Source organism: Stenotrophomonas sp. LC732, from assembly GCF_052446685.1.
Classification (GTDB): Bacteria; Pseudomonadota; Gammaproteobacteria; order Xanthomonadales; family Xanthomonadaceae; genus Stenotrophomonas; species Stenotrophomonas muris.
On record NZ_CP199214.1, the window covers coordinates 3,956,969 to 3,975,327 of the forward strand.

Sequence of the window (18,359 nt, forward strand, 5' to 3'; positions counted from 1 at the left end):
CCGCGCTCGATCGGCTACCCGGCGGCGGCAAACGCCTCCGAAATACGCCCCAGCCGCCTCTCCGCCGCTTCCGCGAGCCATACCTGCCGCCTCAGGCATGCCTGGAACAACGCAACCATCCTTCTGATCTGCTCCAGTCCCTGTTGGTTGTCGCCGCTGAAGCCGGCAAGCAATCCGGCCTCCGACAGCGTCAGCAGCGCATACGTCGTACGGCGTGCAAATCCCAATCGATCCTCGCACTCATCCCGCATCACCTCATCCCAGTCCAGCAGCGGCGGGAAATCGGTTTGCACGGGCTCGGGAACATCGTGCTCCACATCCTTCATGGCGTGACTCCAGATGCATGACGAATCAATGCCGCAGGCCGTATGAGTTGCACGTGACCTGCCGCGCGCTTGCATCGGCGCCGGTGATGACCGGCCCGCCTACGGGATGTGTTGAGCATCTGCGCGATCAGCGTGCGACCGTCGCAGGAAAAATTCAAACGGCAGATGCGTCATCGGCAAGCCCCGTCGGGCATGTCCAGGCACCCCAAAAAGAAAAACCCCGCACCAGGCGGGGTTTCTCTCAACGCTTCACCAGCCGCTGGAAATCAATCGATATCCAGGAAGCTGCGCAGCTGCTCCGAGCGGCTCGGGTGACGCAGCTTGCGCAGCGCCTTCGCTTCGATCTGGCGGATGCGCTCGCGGGTCACGTCGAACTGCTTGCCGACTTCTTCCAGCGTGTGGTCGGTGTTCATGTCGATGCCGAAGCGCATGCGCAGCACCTTGGCTTCCCTCGGGGTGAGGCCGGCCAGCACGTCGCGCACGGTTTCAGACAGGTTGATGTTGGTGGTGTTCTCGATCGGGGACTCCACGTTGGTGTCCTCGATGAAGTCGCCCAGATGGGAATCCTCGTCGTCGCCGATCGGGGTTTCCATCGAGATCGGCTCCTTGGCGATCTTCATCACCTTGCGGATCTTGTCTTCCGGCATGTCCATTTCCTTGGCCAGCTCCTCCGGCGTAGCCTCGCGGCCGTACTGCTGGAGCATCTGGCGGGAAATGCGGTTCAACTTGTTGATCGTCTCGATCATGTGCACCGGAATACGGATGGTGCGCGCCTGGTCGGCAATCGAGCGGGTGATCGCCTGGCGGATCCACCAGGTGGCGTAGGTCGAGAACTTGTAACCGCGGCGGTACTCGAACTTGTCCACGGCCTTCATCAGGCCGATGTTGCCTTCCTGGATCAGGTCGAGGAACTGCAGGCCACGGTTGGTGTACTTCTTGGCGATCGAGATCACCAGGCGCAGGTTGGCCTCGACCATTTCCTTCTTGGCCTTGCGCGCCTTGGCTTCACCGTAGGCCATGGCACGGCTGATTTCCTTCAGCTCTTCCAGGTCCAGCTGGGTCAGCTTCTCGATGTCGATCGTCGCCTGCTGTTCGGCGATGATCTGGTCCTTCACTTCGCGCAGGGCCGACGACCACTTCTGCTTGCGCTTCAGTGCGTCTTCCACCCACTCCAGGTTGGTCTGGTTGCCTTCCCAGGAGCGGATGAAGTCCTTGCGCGGCATGCGCGCGGTGACGGTGGCCAGGTTCAGCACGCGTCGCTCATGGGCCTTGATCGACGCCATGGTGTCGCGCAGCTGCTTGGTCAGCACGTCGGTCAGCGGCAGCGGCAGCTTCAGGGTGACGAACACCGCCGACATCTCTTCGCGCAGGCGCGGCAGGTTCTTCTTGTCGCCCTTGGTCGCCGCCTTCTTGAAGGCATTGAAAGCATCGCTCAGCGCCTGCATGCGCGCAGCGACTTCCTCCGGATCCGGACCGGTCGGTGCGGCTTCTTCCTCGCCACCCTCGACGTCATCGTCCTCGTCCTCGTCGCCTTCTGCGTCGGCATCGCTGCTGTCATCGGCAGCGACCGCCGGCGGCGCCGGCTCTTCGTCGGCCAGGTCGTTGAAGCCGACGATCACTTCGGCCAGGCGCTTCTTGCCTTCCTTGTGGGCCTCGTAGTCGGTCAGCAGCGATTCGACCGAAACCGGGAACTGGCCCAGGGCGGCCTGGACCTGCGAAAGGCCTTCCTCGATGCGCTTGGCGATGGCGATTTCGCCTTCGCGGGTCAGCAGCTCGACCGTGCCCATTTCGCGCATGTACATGCGCACCGGGTCGGTGGTACGGCCACCTTCGGTGTCGAGCGCGCTCAGCGCGGCGGCAGCTTCTTCGGCCGCGGTGTCATCGACTTCGCGGTTACCGGTGTTGCCGTCGTTGAGAAGCAGGGTTTCCACATCCGGCGCAACTTCATGGACATCGATGCCCATGCCGTTGATCATGCCGATGATGTCTTCGATCTGTTCCGGGTCGACCATGTCGTCCGGCAGATGGTCATTGACTTCGGCGTAGGTCAGGTAGCCCTGTTCCAGGCCCTTGCTGATCAGTTGCTTGATTTCGGATTGGGCAGGACGTTCGTTGGCCATGTAGTGCTCGCGCCACCGGCTAGGGAGAAATAGGGAACGTAGCATTATACCAGCCCGGGGCCCTGCCTGCCGGGCGGTGGTCCCGGCGGCCTAGGGCCTGAGAAGGAAGGTCACGGGACCGTCGTTGACCAGGCTGACGACCATATGGGCACCAAACCGGCCCGTTTCCACCCCTGGCGCATGATTTTCACGGCAGATGTCGACAAATCGATTGAACCCGCGTTCAGCCTCGTCCGGCGGTGCGGCGCTGGTGAAACTCGGCCGCATGCCCGAACGGGTATCGGCCGCCAGGGTGAACTGGCTGACCAGCAGCAGGCCGCCACCGGTGTCGCGCAGCGACCGGTTCATCTTCCCGGCCTCGTCGGCGAACACCCGGTAACCCAGCAGGCGTTCGGCCATCCGCCGCAGCTGGGCCTCGCTATCCCCCGGTTCCATGCCGACCAGGGCCAGCAAGCCGGGGCCGATCTGCCCCACCACCTCCTCGTCGACATGGACGGCGGCCTGGCTGACACGCTGGATCAGGACGAGCATCGTGGGCTTCCAATGAACGGGGCCGGCCACGATAGCAGCGCCCTTGGCTAAACTGGCGCCGATGAATCCGCAACGCAAAGCCCGGCTGGTCTACCGCGCCACCACCCTGTTCGCCCGCCTGCCCTGGCCGCTGCTGCGGGGGTTCGCACACGCCCTGGCGTGGACGTGGGTTCGTGTCAATGCCCGTGAGAGCCGCGTTACCCGGCGCAACCTCGAACTGGCCTACCCGGAGCTGGACGGTCCTGCACGCGACCGCCTGCACCGCGAACTGCTGCGCTCCACTGCGCTGCAGGCCATCGAGACCCTGCGTTTGTGGAGCCGGCAGCCGGCCGACAACCTGCGGCTGCACCTGAAGCAGCGCCACGGCGAAGCCCTGTACGACGCGGCCCTGGCCAGCGGCAAGGGCGTGATCGTGGCCGCACCGCACTTCGGCAACTGGGAGCTGCTGAACCAGTGGCTGGCCTCGCGCGGGCAGATCGCCATCGTCTACAAGCCGCCGGAAGACGAGGCCAGCGACGCCTTCCTGCAGCTGGTGCGCGGCGGCCAGAACGTGCAGCAGGTACGCGCCGAGGGCCCGGCCGTGCGCCAGCTGTTCAAGGTGCTCAAGGACGGCGGCGCCACCGGCATCCTGCCCGACCAGCAGCCCAAGGCCGGCGATGGCGTGTTCGTGCCGTTCTTCGGCGTGCAGGCGCTGACCATGACCCTGGTCAACCGGCTGGCCGAGCGCACCGGCGCCACCGTGCTGTATGGCTGGTGCGAGCGCATCGGGCCGGACATGGAATTCGCCCTGCACATCGAGCCGACCGACCCGGCCGTGGCCGATCCGGACCCGCAGGTGGCCGCCACCGCGCTCAATGCCGGCATCGAGCGCATCGCCCGCCGCGACCCGTCGCAGTACCAGTGGACCTACAAGCGCTATACGCTGCGGCCACCGGGCAGCGGCGAGGAAGATCCGTATGCGACCGAAGAGCATCCGCACTGACGGCCCCCACCCCCAGGCCCATCCGGCCCCTGCGACCGGCGGCCGCACCACGTTGAATACGACGCCGGCGCCCCCATAGAGACTGCGATGTCCGCCTCCCCCGGTCCCGCCATGCCTGCTGCCTCTTCCCTGTTCGGCGACCCCGCCGCGATCCGCTGCGAACGCGCGGTGGCCGAACTGCGTGCCGGTCGCCCGGTACTGCTCCACGATGGGCAGGGCCAGCGCCTGGCGGTGATTGCACTGGACAGCGCCACTGCCAGCAGCTTCGCTGCCTTCGCCGCTGCCGCACGCGAGCGCCATTACCTGTTCCTGACCGCCACCCGCGCCCGCGTGCTCGGCGTGGAGGCACCGGCAGGCGCGCGCCTGCCGCTGGCGGGGGTTGCCTTCGATGCCCTGCCCTCGCTGGGCTACCTGCGCGAGCCCGGCCCGATGCCGGACGACTGGACGGCCGGCGACGCCTTCGATGCCGGCGCGGTGGAGCTGGCCCGCCTGGGCCTGCTGCTGCCGGCCATGGTGGCCGTGCGCCTGGACGCAGCTGACCGCACCTTCGAGGGTGCTGCTGAAGTGGCGCTTTGCGATCTGGCCGAAGGCGCGGCACACGCCGCCCACGATTACGAACTGGTCGCCCGTTCGCCGGTACCGCTGCGCGACGTCGGCATGACCACCTTCGCGGTGTTCCGCGGCGGCGTGGCCCAGCGCGACCAGGTCGCGATCATCGTCGGCGAACCGGACCTGTCGGCGGTGGTGCCGGTACGCGTGCACTCCTCGTGCCTGACCGGTGACCTGTTCGGCTCACTCAAGTGCGACTGCGGCGACCAGCTGCGGCGCGGCCTGCGCAAGCTGAAGGAACTGGGCGGCGGCGTGCTGCTGTACCTGGACCAGGAAGGCCGCGGCACCGGCATCGCCGCCAAGATGCGCGCCTACGGCTACCAGCACGACGGCCTGGACACCATCGATGCCGATGCACAGCTGGGCTTCGGTGCCGACGAGCGCCGCTACGGCAGTGCGGTGGCGATGCTGCATGGCCTGGGCATTTCGCGCGTGGCCCTGCTCAGCAACAACCCGACCAAGGCACAGCGTCTGCGCAACGCCGGCATCGAGGTGCTGGGCTGCATTCCGGTCACCGGCGAGATCACTGCCGAGAACGAACACTACCTGCGCACCAAGGCCGATCGTGCCGGCCACATGCTGGATGTGGACGCGCTGATCCAGGCTGCCCAGTAGCGCGGTCGACCTGCTACCGTCTGCGCGGTGCGGCCCTGCCGCCACCGCCCGCCCTGCCACCTGACGGAGCCCGCGTGATCGACGTTCCCCTGACCTCCCCGCCTGCCGATGCCTGGCAGTCGCTGCCGCAGCGCGCCGCCCGCCTGGCCGCACTGGAAGGCGCCTTCGGCGGACTGTTCGTGCCGGGCCTGCCGCTGGCCGCGGCCGCGTGGTTCTTCGAGCTGCCCGGCGGCCTGTGGACGGCCGCCCTTGGGCTGCTGATCGGCATCGTCTTCGGCGCGTGGCTTGGCCACCGGCGCTTGACCCGCACCCGCTGGCGGCTGGATACCCAAGGGCTGGGCCTGCGCCGCGACCTGATGTGGCAGCTGGAAACGCGCATCCCCATTTCGCGCGTGCAGCACCTGGACCTGCGCCGCGGCCCGCTGGAACGCCGTGCCGGCCTGGCCACGCTGATCGTGCACACCGCCGGGACCCGCATGAGCGCAGTGACCGTGAGCGGCCTGGACGAGGCCGACGCCGAGCGCCTGCGTGACACCCTGTCCCATCAGCTCGACCAGGACGCCGACGCCCTGTGAGCCTGCCGCCGCCCCTGCCCGCATCGCTGCCTGCCGGTGGCGAGGACCATCGCCTGCACCCGTGGTCGTGGCTGTTCGTGCTGCTGATGCAGCTGCGCCACTACTTCCTGCCGCTGGTGGCGCTGCTGGTGTTCGGCCAGCGCGGTGACCGCGACCCGATGTGGGCGCAGCTGATTCCGCTGTCGGCGATTGCCGCGCTGGTGCTGGTCTCGGTGCTGCAGTACCTCAGCTACCGCTACCGCATCGGCAGCGACGCGATCACCGTGCGCAGCGGACTGCTGGCGCGCAACCGCCGCGAGATCCCGTTCGCCCGCATCCACAACGTGGAAGTGCGGCAGAACCCGCTGCACCGCCTGTTCGGCGTGGCCGAGCTGCGCCTGGAATCGGCCGGCGGCGTGCGTCCGGAAGCCGAAATGCGCGTGCTGAAGCTGGACCAGGCGCTGGCGCTGGAACGACTGGTGCGCCAGCGTGGGCAGGCACCGCAGGCCGCCGACGTCGTGGCCGCCCCCTCGATCACCGACGCCGACACCGAACAGGTGCTGCTGCGCCTGTCGAGCTGGGATGTGGTGCGCATGGGCCTGCTGTCCAACCGCGGCTGGGCATTGGCGATCGCCGCTTTCGGCGTGCTGTTCCAGACCGTGCCGCGGCCGGTGATGGACGCGGCCATCCAGCGTGGCGGCCGGGAAGCCTTCGGCTACGCAAGCCACCTGCATCCCGGCGTGGCCGGCGCCTTCCTGCTGCTTGCCGCAGCCTTGCTGCTGGGCTGGCTGGCGCTGCGTGCGCTGTCGGTGGTGCTGACCCTGCTGCGCTATCACGGCTTCACCCTCAGCGAGCAGGACCGCCGCCTGACCGTCTCGGCCGGCCTGCTCAGCCGCACCCGCAGCAGTGTAGCGCGTCGCCGCATCCAGGCCTGGACGCTGCGCGAAACCACCCTGCATCGCTGGTTCGGCCTGCGCCAGCTGCGCATCGACAGCGCTGCCGGCGGGCCCTCGCGCGACGAGGACCGCGCCCTGCGCGAGCTGGCACCGCTGGCACCGGCAATGCGCTGCGAGCAGCTGGTGCAGCACCTGTTGCCTCAACTGCGGTGGCCGCCAGCGCAATGGCAGTCCATTCCGCAGCGTGGCTGGTGGCGGCTGTGCCTGGGCGCGCTGCTGCTGGTGCCGTTGCTGGCAGCGGCCGCGTACTGGCGCTGGGGATCATGGGGCCTGATCGTGCTGGCCTGGCTGCCGGTGGCGCTGCTGGTGGCACATCGGCAGATGGCGCGCATGGGCTGGTATCTGGATGCCCATTACGTGGCCGTGCGCGGCGGCTGGTGGAAGCGCTGGTGGCGCTGGGCCGAGCTGGACAAGGTGCAGGGCCTGCGCCTGCAGCGTTCACCGCTGGACAAGCTGCTCGGCACCAGCAGCCTGCAGCTGGATACGGCCGGTGCGCACGGTGATGTGGCGTTGACCCTGCGCTACCTGCCGCAGGCACAGGCGCAACACGTGATGGAGCAGCTGGCCGCGGCGCTGGCGCGGCGCAAGTTGCGCTGGTAAGCAACACCGGTAGTGCCGGCCGCTGGCCGGCAACCGCAGACATTCCCGAGGTTGCCGGCCAGCGGCCGGCACTACCGCGAGCGGGGTCGGCGAGGCATCAGCGCTGCGACGGGCCCCAGTACCCCAGGTCCTTGCGGATCTGCAGGTCGCGCACCCAGCTGCCGAAGGGCTTGCGCCGCAGCACGCCCATTTCACCGGACAGGAAATCCTCGGTGGCGGCGATCACCCGCTCGCTGGACAGGCCATCGCGGTACGGATGGATGGCGTCGGCGTAGCGCACGATCTCCGCCTGCAGCGCGGCGTCGGGATGCAGCGCGCGCTGCAGCATCGCCGGCAGCTGCGCCGGGTCGTCGAAGTCGATCATGTGCGGCTTGGGCACGCGGTTGCGGAAGGTCACCACCGGCTTGTGCTGGACGATGAACTCCGAAACGATCGACGAGGTGTCCGACACCAGCACATCGGCGGCGCGCTGTGCGGCCATCACCTGCTCCGGTTCGATGAAGCGGGCATGGGCACCGGCCAGCGCGCGGTAGCGCTCGAACAGTTCCGGTGGGCACTTCGGGTGCAGGGTCAGCAGCCAGTAGCGCTCACCGCCAGCGATATCGGCGGCGATCTGCGCATGCAGGTGGGGCGCTGCGCTCAGGCGCTCGGTGAAGGTCGAACCGAACAGGATCACCGGGCGCCCGCCCGCCGCTGCGCGCAGCGCGGCGCTCTCGCCACCGTCGTCGCGGAACAGCGGGTCGAGCTTCGGCCAGCCGGTCTCGGCTACGGCGAAGTGGCCCTGCAGGGCGGCGATCTCACGGAACGGCGCGGTGGTGGCCGGCCCCTGCGTGCAGTACAGGTCGAACATGCCGCGCACCCGGAAGTGGCCGCGCGCACTGTCGCGCTTCTCCACGTTGAAGCCATGGAACAGCTGTACCTTGGCGCCGGACAGGAAGGTCGGCACCCAGTTGGCGGCGCTGAACACGGCACGCGGCCGCATCGCCAGGGCCTGTTTCAGTCCGATGTTGGGCACGCCCGGCAGGCTGCTGGCGGCCGCGCCGTCCTCGAACCAGGCCGCCACCTCCTGCCCGGAGGCGTGCAAGGCCTGCGCCAACGGGGCGAGAATAGGCAGCGCATAGCGCTCCGTCGCAAACAACAGGTACCCGGCCATCATGTCCTCCACGACCGCTCCCATCGAACGGCCTCGCATCTCGGCCTGCATTATCGCGTTCAACGAGGCCGGCCGCATCGGCGACTGCCTGGCCTCGCTGGCCTTCTGCGATGAGATCATCGTCGTGGACTCGTACTCCACCGATGCCACCCTGGCCATCGCCGAGGCCGCAGGCGCCCGCGTACTGCAGCGCGCGTTCGATGGCTTCCGTAGCCAGAAGGCCTACTGCGTCGAGCAGGCAAGCCACGACTGGGTGCTGTGCCTGGACGCCGATGAGCGGATCAGCCCGGAACTGCGCGCAGCCATCGAACGGGCCCGCGACGGTGGCTTCGCCGGCCATGCCGGCTATCGCTTCGCGCGCCTGTCGGAGTACTTCGGCAGGTTCCTGCGCCATGGCAACGCCTACCCGGACCGGGTGATGCGCCTGTTCGACCGCCGCCGCGGCGGCTGGCGCGGCAAGCGCGAGATCCACGAGGCGGCCAGCGTCGACGGCAGCGTCGGCACCCTGCGCGGCGACCTGATCCATTACCCGTACCGCTCCCTGCAGCAGCAGCTGGCCAAGACCGAGAAGTACGCGCGGATGATGGCCGAGCACGAGTTCGCACGCGGCAAGCGGGCCACGCTGGGCAAGCTGGTACTGGCGCCGGCCTGGCGGTTCTGGCGCGGCTTCGTGTTCCGTGGCGGCTTCCGCGACGGCTGGCACGGCCTGGTCTACGCCTACGTGCGCGCCAACTACGTGCGACAGAAGACCATCATGCTGTGGATGCTGGGCAACGGCCAGCCCGTGGCCGACCCGCCGAACCCCTGATCGCCGGGGCCCGCCCGGCGCGCCGACGCATCACGAGCCGCCGGTGATCGCCCGGTGGCGCGCGCCTTCGACGATCGACAGGCCGGTCAGCAGCCCGACCAGGGTCACGTAGAAACTGGCCGTCATCTGGTGCGCGAACATCGACTGGGTCAGCCCGCACAACGCGTAGGTGATCACCAGCATGACGCCGGCAGCGGCCGGCCCGCGGAAGGTCGCCCGTCCGCTGCGGCGATGCAGGCGCACGAACAACCACAGCGGGATGCCATACACCGCCAGCAACAGCAGCAGGCCCGGTACACCCTGGGTCGCCGCCCATTCGGCCACGTCGTTGTGGGCATGCCCCAGGTGGCAGCGCAACTCTTCCGGGTTCTCCCGGCAGACCGGCACGCGCTGCATCGCGCTGTCGAAATGACCGATGCCAACACCCACCAGCGGATGATCGAGGAAGGTCTGCCAGGCTACCTGCAGGCGCTCGACGCGGGCACCGGCGGAAGAATCACTGTCGCCCAGCTCCATCCGCTGCACGTCGCTGTGCAGCTCGCTCAGGCGGACCTGGTGGCGCAGCTCCGGCACCGACAGCAGCAGCGTCGCACCGATCGCCAGCATCCCGGCCAGCACCGACAGGCGCGCCGCACCGGTACGCCAGCGCAGGCTCAGCGCCAGCACCACCAGCAGCGCCAGCAAGGCGGCGAACACACCGCGGCTGCCGGTCAGCACGATGGTGCCGCAGCCGGCGGCCATGCCGAGGATCACCAGCGACCAGCGCCGCGACGGGCGGCAGAACACCAGCAGCACCATCAACACCATCACGATGTCGGCCAGCACGATGGCGTTGGTGAACAGCTCCGCGCGCGGGGCGCCGCCCAGCACTTGCCACAGCGACATCACGAAGGTGGCGAGCAGGCCGGTCAACGAGCCGTACCAGAGCCACCGCAGGCTGGGACGCAGCGCGCAGATCCACAGCGCGATCCATGGGATCACCACGAATCGCGAACGGTTGTCGACGTCACGCAGGCCCTGTTCGAACAGCACCACCGACAGTACGCCGAGCGCCAGCACCGCCAGCATCAGCCAGACCAGCACTTTCACCGGCTGGCCGGCCATGCCCCGCGCGCGCCACAGCAGCTCCGGCGCCAGCAGGGTGCTGAGCAGCAGCAGGAGACCATACGGCAACAGGTTGATCGGCACGGTCAGCACCAGTGCCGGCAGGCAGAACAGCCCCAGCTGGGCCAGCCCGTGTGCAACCCCGTGACGGCCACCGACGGGAACGCCCAGCGGGTCGCCGGCCATGAGGTTCAGGTTGTCCGGTGAAGCTGGCACGTCGGGAAGTATCGCTGCAATCTGCTGGAAGAATGGGACAGGCCAACGCGGGCCGTCCCAGCCTGCTGTTTTACTGCCTTTGGACCCGCTTGGGCAGACTGGACAAGCGGAAATCGTGCTGGCTAGTCATGTTCCTGCAAACGCCGTTCACGTTCCCGCTCCTCGGCAGTGACCACGCACGGCACCGTCACCGCCGCCGCCGGCACCAGCCACCAGCGCCGCCGGTTGGCCACGCCGGCCAGTTCGGAGCGGTTGCGGTCGACGCACGACAGCATCGCGTACTCGTGGACCAGCAGCCAACGGCGTCCGGGCGCCAGCCGCTGCCAGCGCGTGGCCGCCACCAGCTGCTCGTCCCAGTCAGTCTCGAAACCGAAGGTCGCTGCGGGACGGTCGGCCAGCAGCAGGTGCTGTTCCTTCCAGGCCACCAGCCCCAGCTCGGCATCGGGGCCCAGGCGGGTACCGACCGCGCGCATCAGGCCACGGGCCGAACTGGAATCGTTCAGCAGCGGGTAGCCGACCAGGCTGTACAGCACCCAGACCACCGCCAGGCTCGACACCAGCGCAAGCTGCCGGCGACGGCCACAGGCCAGCAGGCTCAATCCGCCCCACAGGCCCATCGCCAGGATCGTCCACGCCAGCGCGTCGACGGCCCCGGAGGCGAGCCCGCGGCTATGGGTCAGGCGCAGCTCGAAGGCCGGGTCACCCAGCACCGCCATCGCGCCAGCCACGGCCAGGCCCAATGACAGCAGGCCGGTGAACAGCCCCACCACGGCCTGCACATCGCGTCGCTTCAGCAACCCCGGCAACAGCGGTGCCAGCACCAGGCAGAACATCGGCAGCGCCGGCAGGATGTAGACGTCGCGCTTGCCGGCGGGAATCGAGAAGAACAGCACCACCATCAGCCACCAGGCCAGCGGCAGCAGATAGCGCGCGTCGCGGCGTTGCAGCCGGCGGCGCCAGGCCGGAATCGCCCAGGGCAGGGCCAGGAATGCCGGGATCCACATCAGCGGCATCGTCGCCAGGAAGTACCAGGCGGGCTGGTGGTGATCCCAGGAATGGGTGTAGCGCCGCGCCGTCTGCTGGAACAGGATATCGTCCATGTAGGCGCGATATTCGTCCGAGCCGGTGGCAAAGCCGGCCAGCAGCATCGGCGCCAGCCACAACGACACCGCCAGCAGGAAGGCCAGCGGCGCCAGCCAGAAGCGCGCGTCGCGCGCGTGCAGGCCCACCCGTGGCCACTGCAGCGCCGTGGCGATTGCCGCGGGCACGATCATCAGCAGCGCCAGCATGCCCACGCCCTTGGTGATCACGCCGATGCCGGCGAAGAACCAGCCCAGCCACCACCAGCGCCAGGCCGGCCCCAGCAGCAGGTGGCGCAGCAGGCCGTAGTTGGCCAGGGTGATGAACAGCAGCAGCAGGGGATCGATCTGCGCCTTCTTCGCCTGGAAGGTGAACTGCAGCGCGAACAGCAGCGCCCAGCCGGCATACAGCCCCACCCGCCGCGTCCACAGCCGCCGGCCCAGGTCGACCACGCACCACAGCGTGCCCAGTGCCGCCAGCAGCGACGGCAGCAGGAAGGCCACGCGCCACTGCCCGACCAGGCTGTACAGCGTGGCCTGCCACCACATCAGCATCGGCGGCTTGTCCGAGTACAGCTCGGTCCCGCGGTGCGGGAACAGCCAGTGGCCGCTGTCGAACATCTGCTTGGCCACCAGCGCGAAGCGCGGCTCGTCCGACGGCCACGGATCACGAAGGCCCAGCCCGGCCCCCAGCACCAGCAGGGCCATCACCACGAACAACCACGTCTCGCGCGACGCGCGGGATTTCAGCATGGGACTCGCAACGTCAGCGGGGGTCAGGCCGTTTTTAGCAGACGCGCGTAAAAGAAACCGTCAGCATCGCTGTCACCCGGCAGTCGCTGGCGCGCGATCCCCTCGCAGTCCAGGCCGAATCTGTCATCCAGCGGCTGTGCCACCGCGTCCGGATGCCACTTCAGGAAGGCCCGCACCTGATCGATGTTCTCGGCGCGCAGGATCGAACAGGTGGCGTACAGCAGCACGCCGCCCGGGCGCAGCATCGACCAGCAGGCCTCCAGCAGGCGGGCCTGCACGCCGACCAGCGCATCGATATCCTCGGCGCGGCGGTGGAACATCACGTCCGGCTGGCGGCGGATCACGCCGGTGGCCGAACACGGCGCATCCAGCAGGATGGCGTCGAACGGGGTGCCATCCCACCACGCACCGGGGTCGCTGGCATCGGCCACCCGGGTCTGCGCGCCCTCACCTACACCGGTGCGGGTGTAGGTATCGCGGGCACGCGCCAGGCGACGCGCATCGATATCCAGCGCCAGCAGGCGCAGGCTCGGGTCACGCTCCAGCAGGTGCGCCGACTTGCCACCCGGTGCCGCGCAGGCGTCCAGAACGCGGGCGCCGGACGCCGGTGCCAGCGCGTCCGCCGCACATTGCGCCGACAGGTCCTGCACCGACAGCGCACCGTCGGCGAACCCCGGCAACTGGTTCACCGCGATGGGCGCCACCAGGCGCAGCGCGTCGGCGCTGAGCGGGCTGGCTTCGGCAGCAATGCCGGCCTCGGCCAGCGTGGCCAGCGCCTTGTCACGGCCCCCCTGCTGGCGGTTGGCACGCAGCCACAGCGGCGCCGGCTGCAGGCTGGCAGCAAAGATCGCCTGGGCCTGGGACGGCCAGTCGCGCTCGACGGCATCGGCCAGCCACGCCGGAAAGGCGTCACGCGCAGGCTGCTCCGGGAACCCCTCGCGCTGCGCGCGGCGCAGGATCGCGTTGACCAGCCCGGCCTGGCGCTCACGGCCCAGCGCGCGGGCGGCGTCGACCGTGGCCGACAGGGCCGCATGCGCCGGCAGTTCCAGCACGTCCAGCTGCGCGAAGCCCACCATCAGCAACGTGCGCAGGTCGGCATCACGCGCCGACAGCGGCTTCTGCATCCACGACTGCAAGGCAGCGTCGTAGGTACTGCGGCGGCGCAGGACTGCAAAGCACAGCGCTTCCAGCAAGGCCCGATCACGACTGTCGGCCAGCTTGGGCAGTGCCCAGGCCAGTTCCGCCTTCAGCGAGCGGCCACGGGTGAACACCTGCGCCAGTACGCGTGCGGCCAGCATGCGGGTGGCCGCGCCCGGCGCCGCCTTGGCGACGGAGAAATCATTCTGCTTCGACACCGCTTATGCCCCCATGTGCAGGTCGCGGCGGGCATTGAGGTAGTCGGCGGCGGTGATCGCCTTGCCGCCTTCGCGCTGCAGCGTGCGCAGGCGCAGCGCGCCCTGGCCGCAGGCGATGTCGATACCATCGCGGCTGGCCGCCAGCACCGCCCCCGGCGCCTGGCCGTGGGCCAGGTCAAGAGCGACCGCGCCGTGGATGCGCACGCGCTCGCCGGCCAGCGTGGCCTCGGCGATCGGCCACGGATTGAAGGCGCGCACGGTGCGCGCCAGGGCAGCGGCGTCCTGCGCCCAGTCCAGGCGGGCTTCGGCCTTGTCCAGCTTGTGCGCGTAGGTCACGCCCTGCTCGGGCTGCGGCCGCGCGATCGGCTTGATGCCGGCACGCAGCAGGCCCAGGCCGTCGGACAGCACCTGTGCGCCCAGTTCGGCCAGCTTGTCATGCAACTGGCCGCCGGTATCGGTGGCCGCGATCGGCAGCTCCTGGTGCAGCAGCACCGGGCCGGTATCCAGGCCGGCTTCCATCTGCATCAGGCACACGCCGGTCTTTGCGTCACCGGCCTGGATCGCGCGCTGGATCGGCGCGGCACCGCGCCAGCGTGGCAGCAGCGAGGCATGCACGTTCCAGCAGCCGTGGGTCGGGATCGCCAGTACCGCCCTGGGCAGGATCAGGCCGTAGGCGACCACCACCATCAGGTCCGGCTGCAGGTCGCGCAGCTGCCGCTGGGCAGCTTCATCCTTCAGCGATTCGGGCTGGTAGACCGGAATGCCACGGGCCACGGCTTCGAGCTTGACCGGCGACGGTGCCAGGCCACGGCCGCGCCCGGCCGGGCGATCAGGCTGGGTATAGACGGCCACGACCTCGTGGTGGCGCGCCGCGGCGCGCAGCGACGACACCGCGAATTCCGGCGTACCGGCAAAGACAATCCTCATGGCTACCCCACTTGCAGGATGGATTCGTGCAGGAAAGAAAACGGCGCCGTCGGCCGGCGCCGTACAGCCCGCGCGCGTCGCGCAGGCACGGGCCACCCGGAGGGCGGCCCGGATTGGCGATCACGCCACGTGCTTGCGCTGCTTGGCCAGCTTCTTGCGAACCATCTCGCGCTTGAGCGGCGACAGATAGTCGATGAACAGCTTGCCGTCCAGGTGGTCCATCTCGTGCTGGATGCAGGTGGCCAGCACTTCACCGGCCTCCAGCTGCTGCTCCTGGCCGTTGCGGTCCAGGTACTTCACGGTGATGGTGTCAGCGCGGGTCACGTCGGCGAAGATGCCCGGGACCGACAGGCAGCCCTCCTGGTACACCCGGCCCCCGTCCTTGGCGACGATTTCCGGGTTGATGAACACATGCGGTTCATTCTTCTCTTCGCTGACATCGATGACCATGAAGCGCTTGTGCACGTCCACCTGGGTGGCGGCCAGGCCGATGCCCGGGGCGTCGTACATGGTCAGGAACATGTTGTCGATCAGTTCCTGGAAGGCCGGCGTGGTGACTTCGGCGGCGTCGATCAACGCAGCCTTGGTACGCAGGCGCGGATCGGGGAACTCGAGAATGGGGAGAAGGGCCATGGCTGTTTCCGGGTAGGGGGCCGGCACGCCGGCATACGTCGCAGATTCTAGCTCCAACGCTTGCCTTGCGCCCCGGTTTCTGGACTATAGTGCGTGGACCTGTTGGGGAATCAGGGCTTCACACCTATGTTGCTTCGTTTTCGTACGGTCGTCGCCGCGGCGATGCTGACCGTGGCTGCCTATGCTACCGCCGTGGAAGTGAATGGCGGGCACCCGGACACCTATGTGGTCCGAAAAGGGGATACGTTGTGGGATATCGCCGCACGTTTCCTGCAGAAGCCTTGGCTGTGGCCGGAGATCTGGCAAGCCAATCCGCAGATCGCCAACCCGCACCTGATCTATCCAGGTGACGTGCTGAGCCTGGCCTACCTGGACCGGGTGACCGTGTCCCAGGCCGGTCCGCGCCAGGAGGCCCCGATCGACGCCATTCCGCTGGCCCAGGTAGAGCCGTTCCTGAAGCAGCTGAGCGTTGTCGACAGCGTCAAGCAGCTGCCCTACGTCGTCGGCCTGGAGGACAGCCGCCTGCGCGTGTCCGGTGGCGACACCGTCTACGTGCGCCTGGCGGATGCCCAGGTGGGCCAGCGCTGGGCCGTGGTACGCCCGACCGTGCGTTACGCCCAGCCCAAGCCGACCGAGGACCTGACCGCCAATGGCGACGTCACCCCGGGCAGCGGCAACCTGTGGAAGGCCTACAACGCACCCAACGCACGTCGTGGCGTGCTCGGCTATGAACTGGCCCAGGTCGCCACCGGCACCATCACCCAGATCGCCGGCGGCAAGGTCGAGGCCTCCACGCTGGTGCTGGACAAGAACGTCGGCGGCCGCGAAGTGCGCGCCGGCGACCGCCTGGTGCCGGTCGAAGCCCGGCCGTACGACCTGCAGTTCGTGCCCCACGTACCCGCTGCGGGTGTCGAGGGCGTGGACGTGCGCGTGCTGGCGGTCACCGACATGTTCACCGCCGGTGGCCCACGCGACGTGATCGCGATTTCGGCCGGCCGTGCCCAGGGCGTGGACAACGGCACCGTGTTCTCGCTGTGGCGCCCGGGCCGCCATGTAGCGCACCGCATGAAGTACCCGACCTCCTCGCGCATGGACGACTCGCTCAGCACCGGCGCAGGCCGGGTCTCGCTGCCGGATGAATATGCCGCGCATGCGATGGTGTTCCGCACCTTCGACAACGTCAGCTACGCGCTGGTGATGCAGGGCGTGAAGCCGGTGCAGGTGGGTTACAACGCGCTGCACCCGGACGCGAAGTAACGGTTGCCGGACTGCCCCGGCCACCACTGGAGTGCCGGCCGCGGGCCGGCAGGCACCTCCGGCAAAACCTGACAGCCACATGCGAAGGCGCCCTAGGGCGCCTTTGTTGTGTGCGGCCGATAGTGGGGGATGACCACACATGCATACGAGGCGCTGCTGCGCCTGTTGATGGCGGGAGGCGCACTGGCGTCCCGACGGGCCCTGCTGCAGGCCGCGGGCGATGCGGAAACCGCCATCGCGCAAGGCACTGCGACCTGGCGTGCGCACGGTTGCACGCCGGAGCAGTGCGCCGCCCTGGAACGCCCCGATACCCGGGCCTGGACATCCGCCCGGCGCTGGCTGGAACAGGACAACCATCACCTGCTGACGTGTACCGATCCGGCCTTTCCGCCATCACTGCTGGAGGTACCCAACCCGCCGCTGGCGCTGTTCGTGGCCGGTGATCCCTGCCTGGCCTGGCGCCCTTCGGTGGCGCTGGTCGGCAGCCGCTCGCCCACCCCGGGCGGGCGTGCACTGGCCGCGCGTTTTGCCGGCTGCTTCGTCGAGGCCGGCCTGGCGGTGACCAGCGGCCTGGCCGCAGGCATCGATGCGGCCGCGCACCAGGCTGCGCTGGAGGCCGGCGGCTGCACCATGGCAGTGATCGGCACCGGCCCTGACCGGGCCTATCCGGACAGCCACGCGCGGCTGCAGGCGCGGATCGCCGCCGAAGGCGTGGTGCTCAGCGAGTACCTGCCGGGCACGGCTGCCCGTCCCAGCCACTTCCCTGCGCGCAACCGGCTGGTGGCCGGACTGGCGCTGGCCACCGTGGTGGTCGAGGCCGCGCAGCGCTCGGGCGCGCTGATCACCGCGCGCCTGGCCGCCGAGGCAGGCCGCGAGGTCTGTGCCCTGCCCGGGTCGGTGCTCAACCCGCGCGCGACCGGCTGCCATCGCCTGATCCGCGAGGGCGCGGCGCTGGTCGAGCGCCCCGAGGAGGTCCTGGAACTGCTCGCCCCCGCCCTTCGCCAGCAGCTGCCGGGCTTGCAATCGCGGTTGGCCACCCCCACTGAACAGGCACCGCCGGCGCTCCTGCCGGCGCGCTGGGCCGACGACCCTGACTACCAGTGCTTGTGGCGGGCGCTGGACCACAACCCAAGCGGTATGGATTCACTGATCACGCGTTGTGGATTGACGGCGTCACAGGTGTCCTCCATGCTGCTGGCCATGGAACTGGCGGGAATCGTGGTGTGCGTACACGGCCGCTACTGTCGAACTCCCTAGTTTCTTCACCTCCACAGCGTCGCGCGACGCAGGCCGAGGGGCAATGAAAGAGAGCATCCTGGATGTACTGCTGTACCTGTTTGAACACTATTTCAGCGAAGATGCGGACCTGATCCGTGACCGCGATTCGCTCCAGAACGGCCTGATCCAGGCCGGTTTCAGCCCCACCGAGATCAACAAGGCGTTCGACTGGCTCGATGCCCTGGCCGCGCAGCGGCCGAGCGTGGCCCAAGCGCGGGTCGATGGCCCCGTGCGCGTCTACCACGGCCCCGAGCTGGACAAGCTGGACGTGGAATGCCGCGGCTTCCTGCTGTACCTGGAACAGCACGGCATCCTCGACGCCGACCAGCGCGAGCTGGTGCTGGACCGGGCGATGGCCCTGGACCAGGACGAACTGGACCTGGACGACCTGAAGTGGGTCGTGCTGATGGTGCTGTTCAACCAGCCCGGCTCCGAAGCGGCCTACGCCTGGATGGAGACGCAGATGTTCATGGACGAGCCAGAACCCCTGCACTGACCGTACA

General features: G+C 68.8%; 17 protein-coding genes. 8 read left to right on the forward strand and 9 right to left on the reverse strand.

Annotated features, from left to right (window positions below):
• Positions 1 to 14: 14 nt before the first annotated feature.
• The 3 genes from ACT6SE_RS18685 to dtd all read right to left on the reverse strand — a co-directional run bounded on the left by ACT6SE_RS18685 (position 15) and on the right by dtd (position 2,977).
• Positions 15 to 326 (reverse strand): hypothetical protein, encoded by a 312-nt coding sequence (locus tag ACT6SE_RS18685; protein WP_046432715.1) that lies wholly within the window; start codon positions 324 to 326, stop codon positions 15 to 17.
• A gap of 266 nt (positions 327 to 592) precedes the next feature.
• Positions 593 to 2,446: an RNA polymerase sigma factor RpoD gene (gene rpoD, locus ACT6SE_RS18690; protein WP_014648552.1), complete on the reverse strand. Its 1,854-nt coding sequence runs from the start codon at positions 2,444 to 2,446 to the stop codon at positions 593 to 595.
• 90 nt (positions 2,447 to 2,536) lie between these two features.
• The gene (dtd, locus tag ACT6SE_RS18695) at positions 2,537 to 2,977 is read right to left on the reverse strand and encodes a D-aminoacyl-tRNA deacylase (protein ID WP_014648553.1); all 441 of its coding nucleotides are present in this window, start codon (positions 2,975 to 2,977) and stop codon (positions 2,537 to 2,539) included.
• Positions 2,978 to 3,038: 61 nt separating this feature from the next.
• Here dtd and ACT6SE_RS18700 point away from each other — a divergent pair, with 61 nt between their 5' ends.
• The 4 genes from ACT6SE_RS18700 to ACT6SE_RS18715 all read left to right on the forward strand — a co-directional run bounded on the left by ACT6SE_RS18700 (position 3,039) and on the right by ACT6SE_RS18715 (position 7,293).
• Positions 3,039 to 3,959 (forward strand): lauroyl acyltransferase, encoded by a 921-nt coding sequence (locus ACT6SE_RS18700; RefSeq protein ID WP_014648554.1) that lies wholly within the window; start codon positions 3,039 to 3,041, stop codon positions 3,957 to 3,959.
• An 87-nt stretch (positions 3,960 to 4,046) separates the two neighbouring features.
• A complete protein-coding gene (gene ribA, locus ACT6SE_RS18705) occupies positions 4,047 to 5,183 on the forward strand; it encodes a GTP cyclohydrolase II RibA (RefSeq protein WP_046432727.1) in 1,137 nt (378 codons plus the stop codon).
• A gap of 74 nt (positions 5,184 to 5,257) precedes the next feature.
• A complete protein-coding gene (locus tag ACT6SE_RS18710) occupies positions 5,258 to 5,758 on the forward strand; it encodes a PH domain-containing protein (RefSeq protein ID WP_014648556.1) in 501 nt (166 codons plus the stop codon).
• Positions 5,755 to 7,293: a PH domain-containing protein gene (locus ACT6SE_RS18715; RefSeq protein ID WP_014648557.1), complete on the forward strand. Its 1,539-nt coding sequence runs from the start codon at positions 5,755 to 5,757 to the stop codon at positions 7,291 to 7,293. Before ACT6SE_RS18710 ends, ACT6SE_RS18715 begins: the two co-directional genes overlap by 4 nt.
• A 97-nt stretch (positions 7,294 to 7,390) precedes the next feature.
• On the opposite strand, the gene ACT6SE_RS18720 is transcribed toward ACT6SE_RS18715, so the two are convergent.
• Positions 7,391 to 8,449 (reverse strand): CDP-glycerol glycerophosphotransferase family protein, encoded by a 1,059-nt coding sequence (locus ACT6SE_RS18720; RefSeq protein ID WP_032958279.1) that lies wholly within the window; start codon positions 8,447 to 8,449, stop codon positions 7,391 to 7,393.
• On the opposite strand from ACT6SE_RS18720, the gene ACT6SE_RS18725 reads away from it, so the two are divergent.
• Positions 8,448 to 9,254: a glycosyltransferase family 2 protein gene (locus ACT6SE_RS18725; RefSeq protein ID WP_046432729.1), complete on the forward strand. Its 807-nt coding sequence runs from the start codon at positions 8,448 to 8,450 to the stop codon at positions 9,252 to 9,254. The two genes, ACT6SE_RS18720 and ACT6SE_RS18725, sit on opposite strands and share 2 nt — an antisense overlap.
• Positions 9,255 to 9,284: 30 nt before the next feature.
• Here the strand turns inward: ACT6SE_RS18725 and ACT6SE_RS18730 are convergent, their stop codons facing one another.
• From ACT6SE_RS18730 to def, 5 genes are all read right to left on the reverse strand, one after another.
• Positions 9,285 to 10,544 (reverse strand): O-antigen ligase family protein, encoded by a 1,260-nt coding sequence (locus tag ACT6SE_RS18730; protein ID WP_046432731.1) that lies wholly within the window; start codon positions 10,542 to 10,544, stop codon positions 9,285 to 9,287.
• Positions 10,545 to 10,696: 152 nt separating this feature from the next.
• A complete protein-coding gene (locus tag ACT6SE_RS18735; protein ID WP_046432734.1) occupies positions 10,697 to 12,406 on the reverse strand; it encodes an ArnT family glycosyltransferase in 1,710 nt (569 codons plus the stop codon).
• 23 nt (positions 12,407 to 12,429) lie between these two features.
• The gene (rsmB, locus tag ACT6SE_RS18740; RefSeq protein WP_046432737.1) at positions 12,430 to 13,761 is read right to left on the reverse strand and encodes a 16S rRNA (cytosine(967)-C(5))-methyltransferase RsmB; all 1,332 of its coding nucleotides are present in this window, start codon (positions 13,759 to 13,761) and stop codon (positions 12,430 to 12,432) included.
• A gap of 3 nt (positions 13,762 to 13,764) precedes the next feature.
• On the reverse strand, positions 13,765 to 14,688 hold the full coding sequence (gene fmt / locus ACT6SE_RS18745; RefSeq protein ID WP_046432740.1) for a methionyl-tRNA formyltransferase: 924 nt from the start codon (positions 14,686 to 14,688) through the stop codon (positions 13,765 to 13,767).
• Positions 14,689 to 14,808: 120 nt separating this feature from the next.
• Positions 14,809 to 15,321, reverse strand: a complete 513-nt coding sequence (def, locus tag ACT6SE_RS18750; RefSeq protein WP_014648564.1) for a peptide deformylase — start codon at positions 15,319 to 15,321, stop codon at positions 14,809 to 14,811.
• A gap of 126 nt (positions 15,322 to 15,447) precedes the next feature.
• On the opposite strand from def, the gene ACT6SE_RS18755 reads away from it, so the two are divergent.
• The 3 genes from ACT6SE_RS18755 to ACT6SE_RS18765 all read left to right on the forward strand — a co-directional run bounded on the left by ACT6SE_RS18755 (position 15,448) and on the right by ACT6SE_RS18765 (position 18,352).
• Positions 15,448 to 16,578, forward strand: a complete 1,131-nt coding sequence (locus ACT6SE_RS18755) for a LysM peptidoglycan-binding domain-containing protein (protein ID WP_032958270.1) — start codon at positions 15,448 to 15,450, stop codon at positions 16,576 to 16,578.
• 129 nt (positions 16,579 to 16,707) lie between these two features.
• On the forward strand, positions 16,708 to 17,835 hold the full coding sequence (gene dprA / locus ACT6SE_RS18760) for a DNA-processing protein DprA (protein WP_046432743.1): 1,128 nt from the start codon (positions 16,708 to 16,710) through the stop codon (positions 17,833 to 17,835).
• Positions 17,836 to 17,878: 43 nt separating this feature from the next.
• Positions 17,879 to 18,352: a DUF494 family protein gene (locus ACT6SE_RS18765; protein ID WP_005411195.1), complete on the forward strand. Its 474-nt coding sequence runs from the start codon at positions 17,879 to 17,881 to the stop codon at positions 18,350 to 18,352.
• The last annotated feature ends 7 nt before the right edge of the window (positions 18,353 to 18,359 follow it).

What these genes read in the sequence shown, in the direction of transcription:
- fmt (WP_046432740.1), bottom strand. Translation starts at nt 14,688, where the DNA reads ATGAGGATTGTCTTTGCCGGTACGCCGGAATTCGCGGTGTCGTCGCTG.
- ACT6SE_RS18735 (WP_046432734.1), bottom strand. Translation starts at nt 12,406, where the DNA reads ATGCTGAAATCCCGCGCGTCGCGCGAGACGTGGTTGTTCGTGGTGATG.
- ACT6SE_RS18700 (WP_014648554.1), top strand. Translation starts at nt 3,039, where the DNA reads ATGAATCCGCAACGCAAAGCCCGGCTGGTCTACCGCGCCACCACCCTG.
- dprA (WP_046432743.1), top strand. Translation starts at nt 16,708, where the DNA reads ATGACCACACATGCATACGAGGCGCTGCTGCGCCTGTTGATGGCGGGA.
- ACT6SE_RS18755 (WP_032958270.1), top strand. Translation starts at nt 15,448, where the DNA reads ATGTTGCTTCGTTTTCGTACGGTCGTCGCCGCGGCGATGCTGACCGTG.
- ACT6SE_RS18765 (WP_005411195.1), top strand. Translation starts at nt 17,879, where the DNA reads ATGAAAGAGAGCATCCTGGATGTACTGCTGTACCTGTTTGAACACTAT.
- ACT6SE_RS18725 (WP_046432729.1), top strand. Translation starts at nt 8,448, where the DNA reads ATGTCCTCCACGACCGCTCCCATCGAACGGCCTCGCATCTCGGCCTGC.
- dtd (WP_014648553.1), bottom strand. Translation starts at nt 2,977, where the DNA reads ATGCTCGTCCTGATCCAGCGTGTCAGCCAGGCCGCCGTCCATGTCGAC.
- ACT6SE_RS18685 (WP_046432715.1), bottom strand. Translation starts at nt 326, where the DNA reads ATGAAGGATGTGGAGCACGATGTTCCCGAGCCCGTGCAAACCGATTTC.
- ACT6SE_RS18730 (WP_046432731.1), bottom strand. Translation starts at nt 10,544, where the DNA reads ATGGCCGGCGACCCGCTGGGCGTTCCCGTCGGTGGCCGTCACGGGGTT.
- def (WP_014648564.1), bottom strand. Translation starts at nt 15,321, where the DNA reads ATGGCCCTTCTCCCCATTCTCGAGTTCCCCGATCCGCGCCTGCGTACC.
- ACT6SE_RS18720 (WP_032958279.1), bottom strand. Translation starts at nt 8,449, where the DNA reads ATGATGGCCGGGTACCTGTTGTTTGCGACGGAGCGCTATGCGCTGCCT.
- rpoD (WP_014648552.1), bottom strand. Translation starts at nt 2,446, where the DNA reads ATGGCCAACGAACGTCCTGCCCAATCCGAAATCAAGCAACTGATCAGC.
- ribA (WP_046432727.1), top strand. Translation starts at nt 4,047, where the DNA reads ATGTCCGCCTCCCCCGGTCCCGCCATGCCTGCTGCCTCTTCCCTGTTC.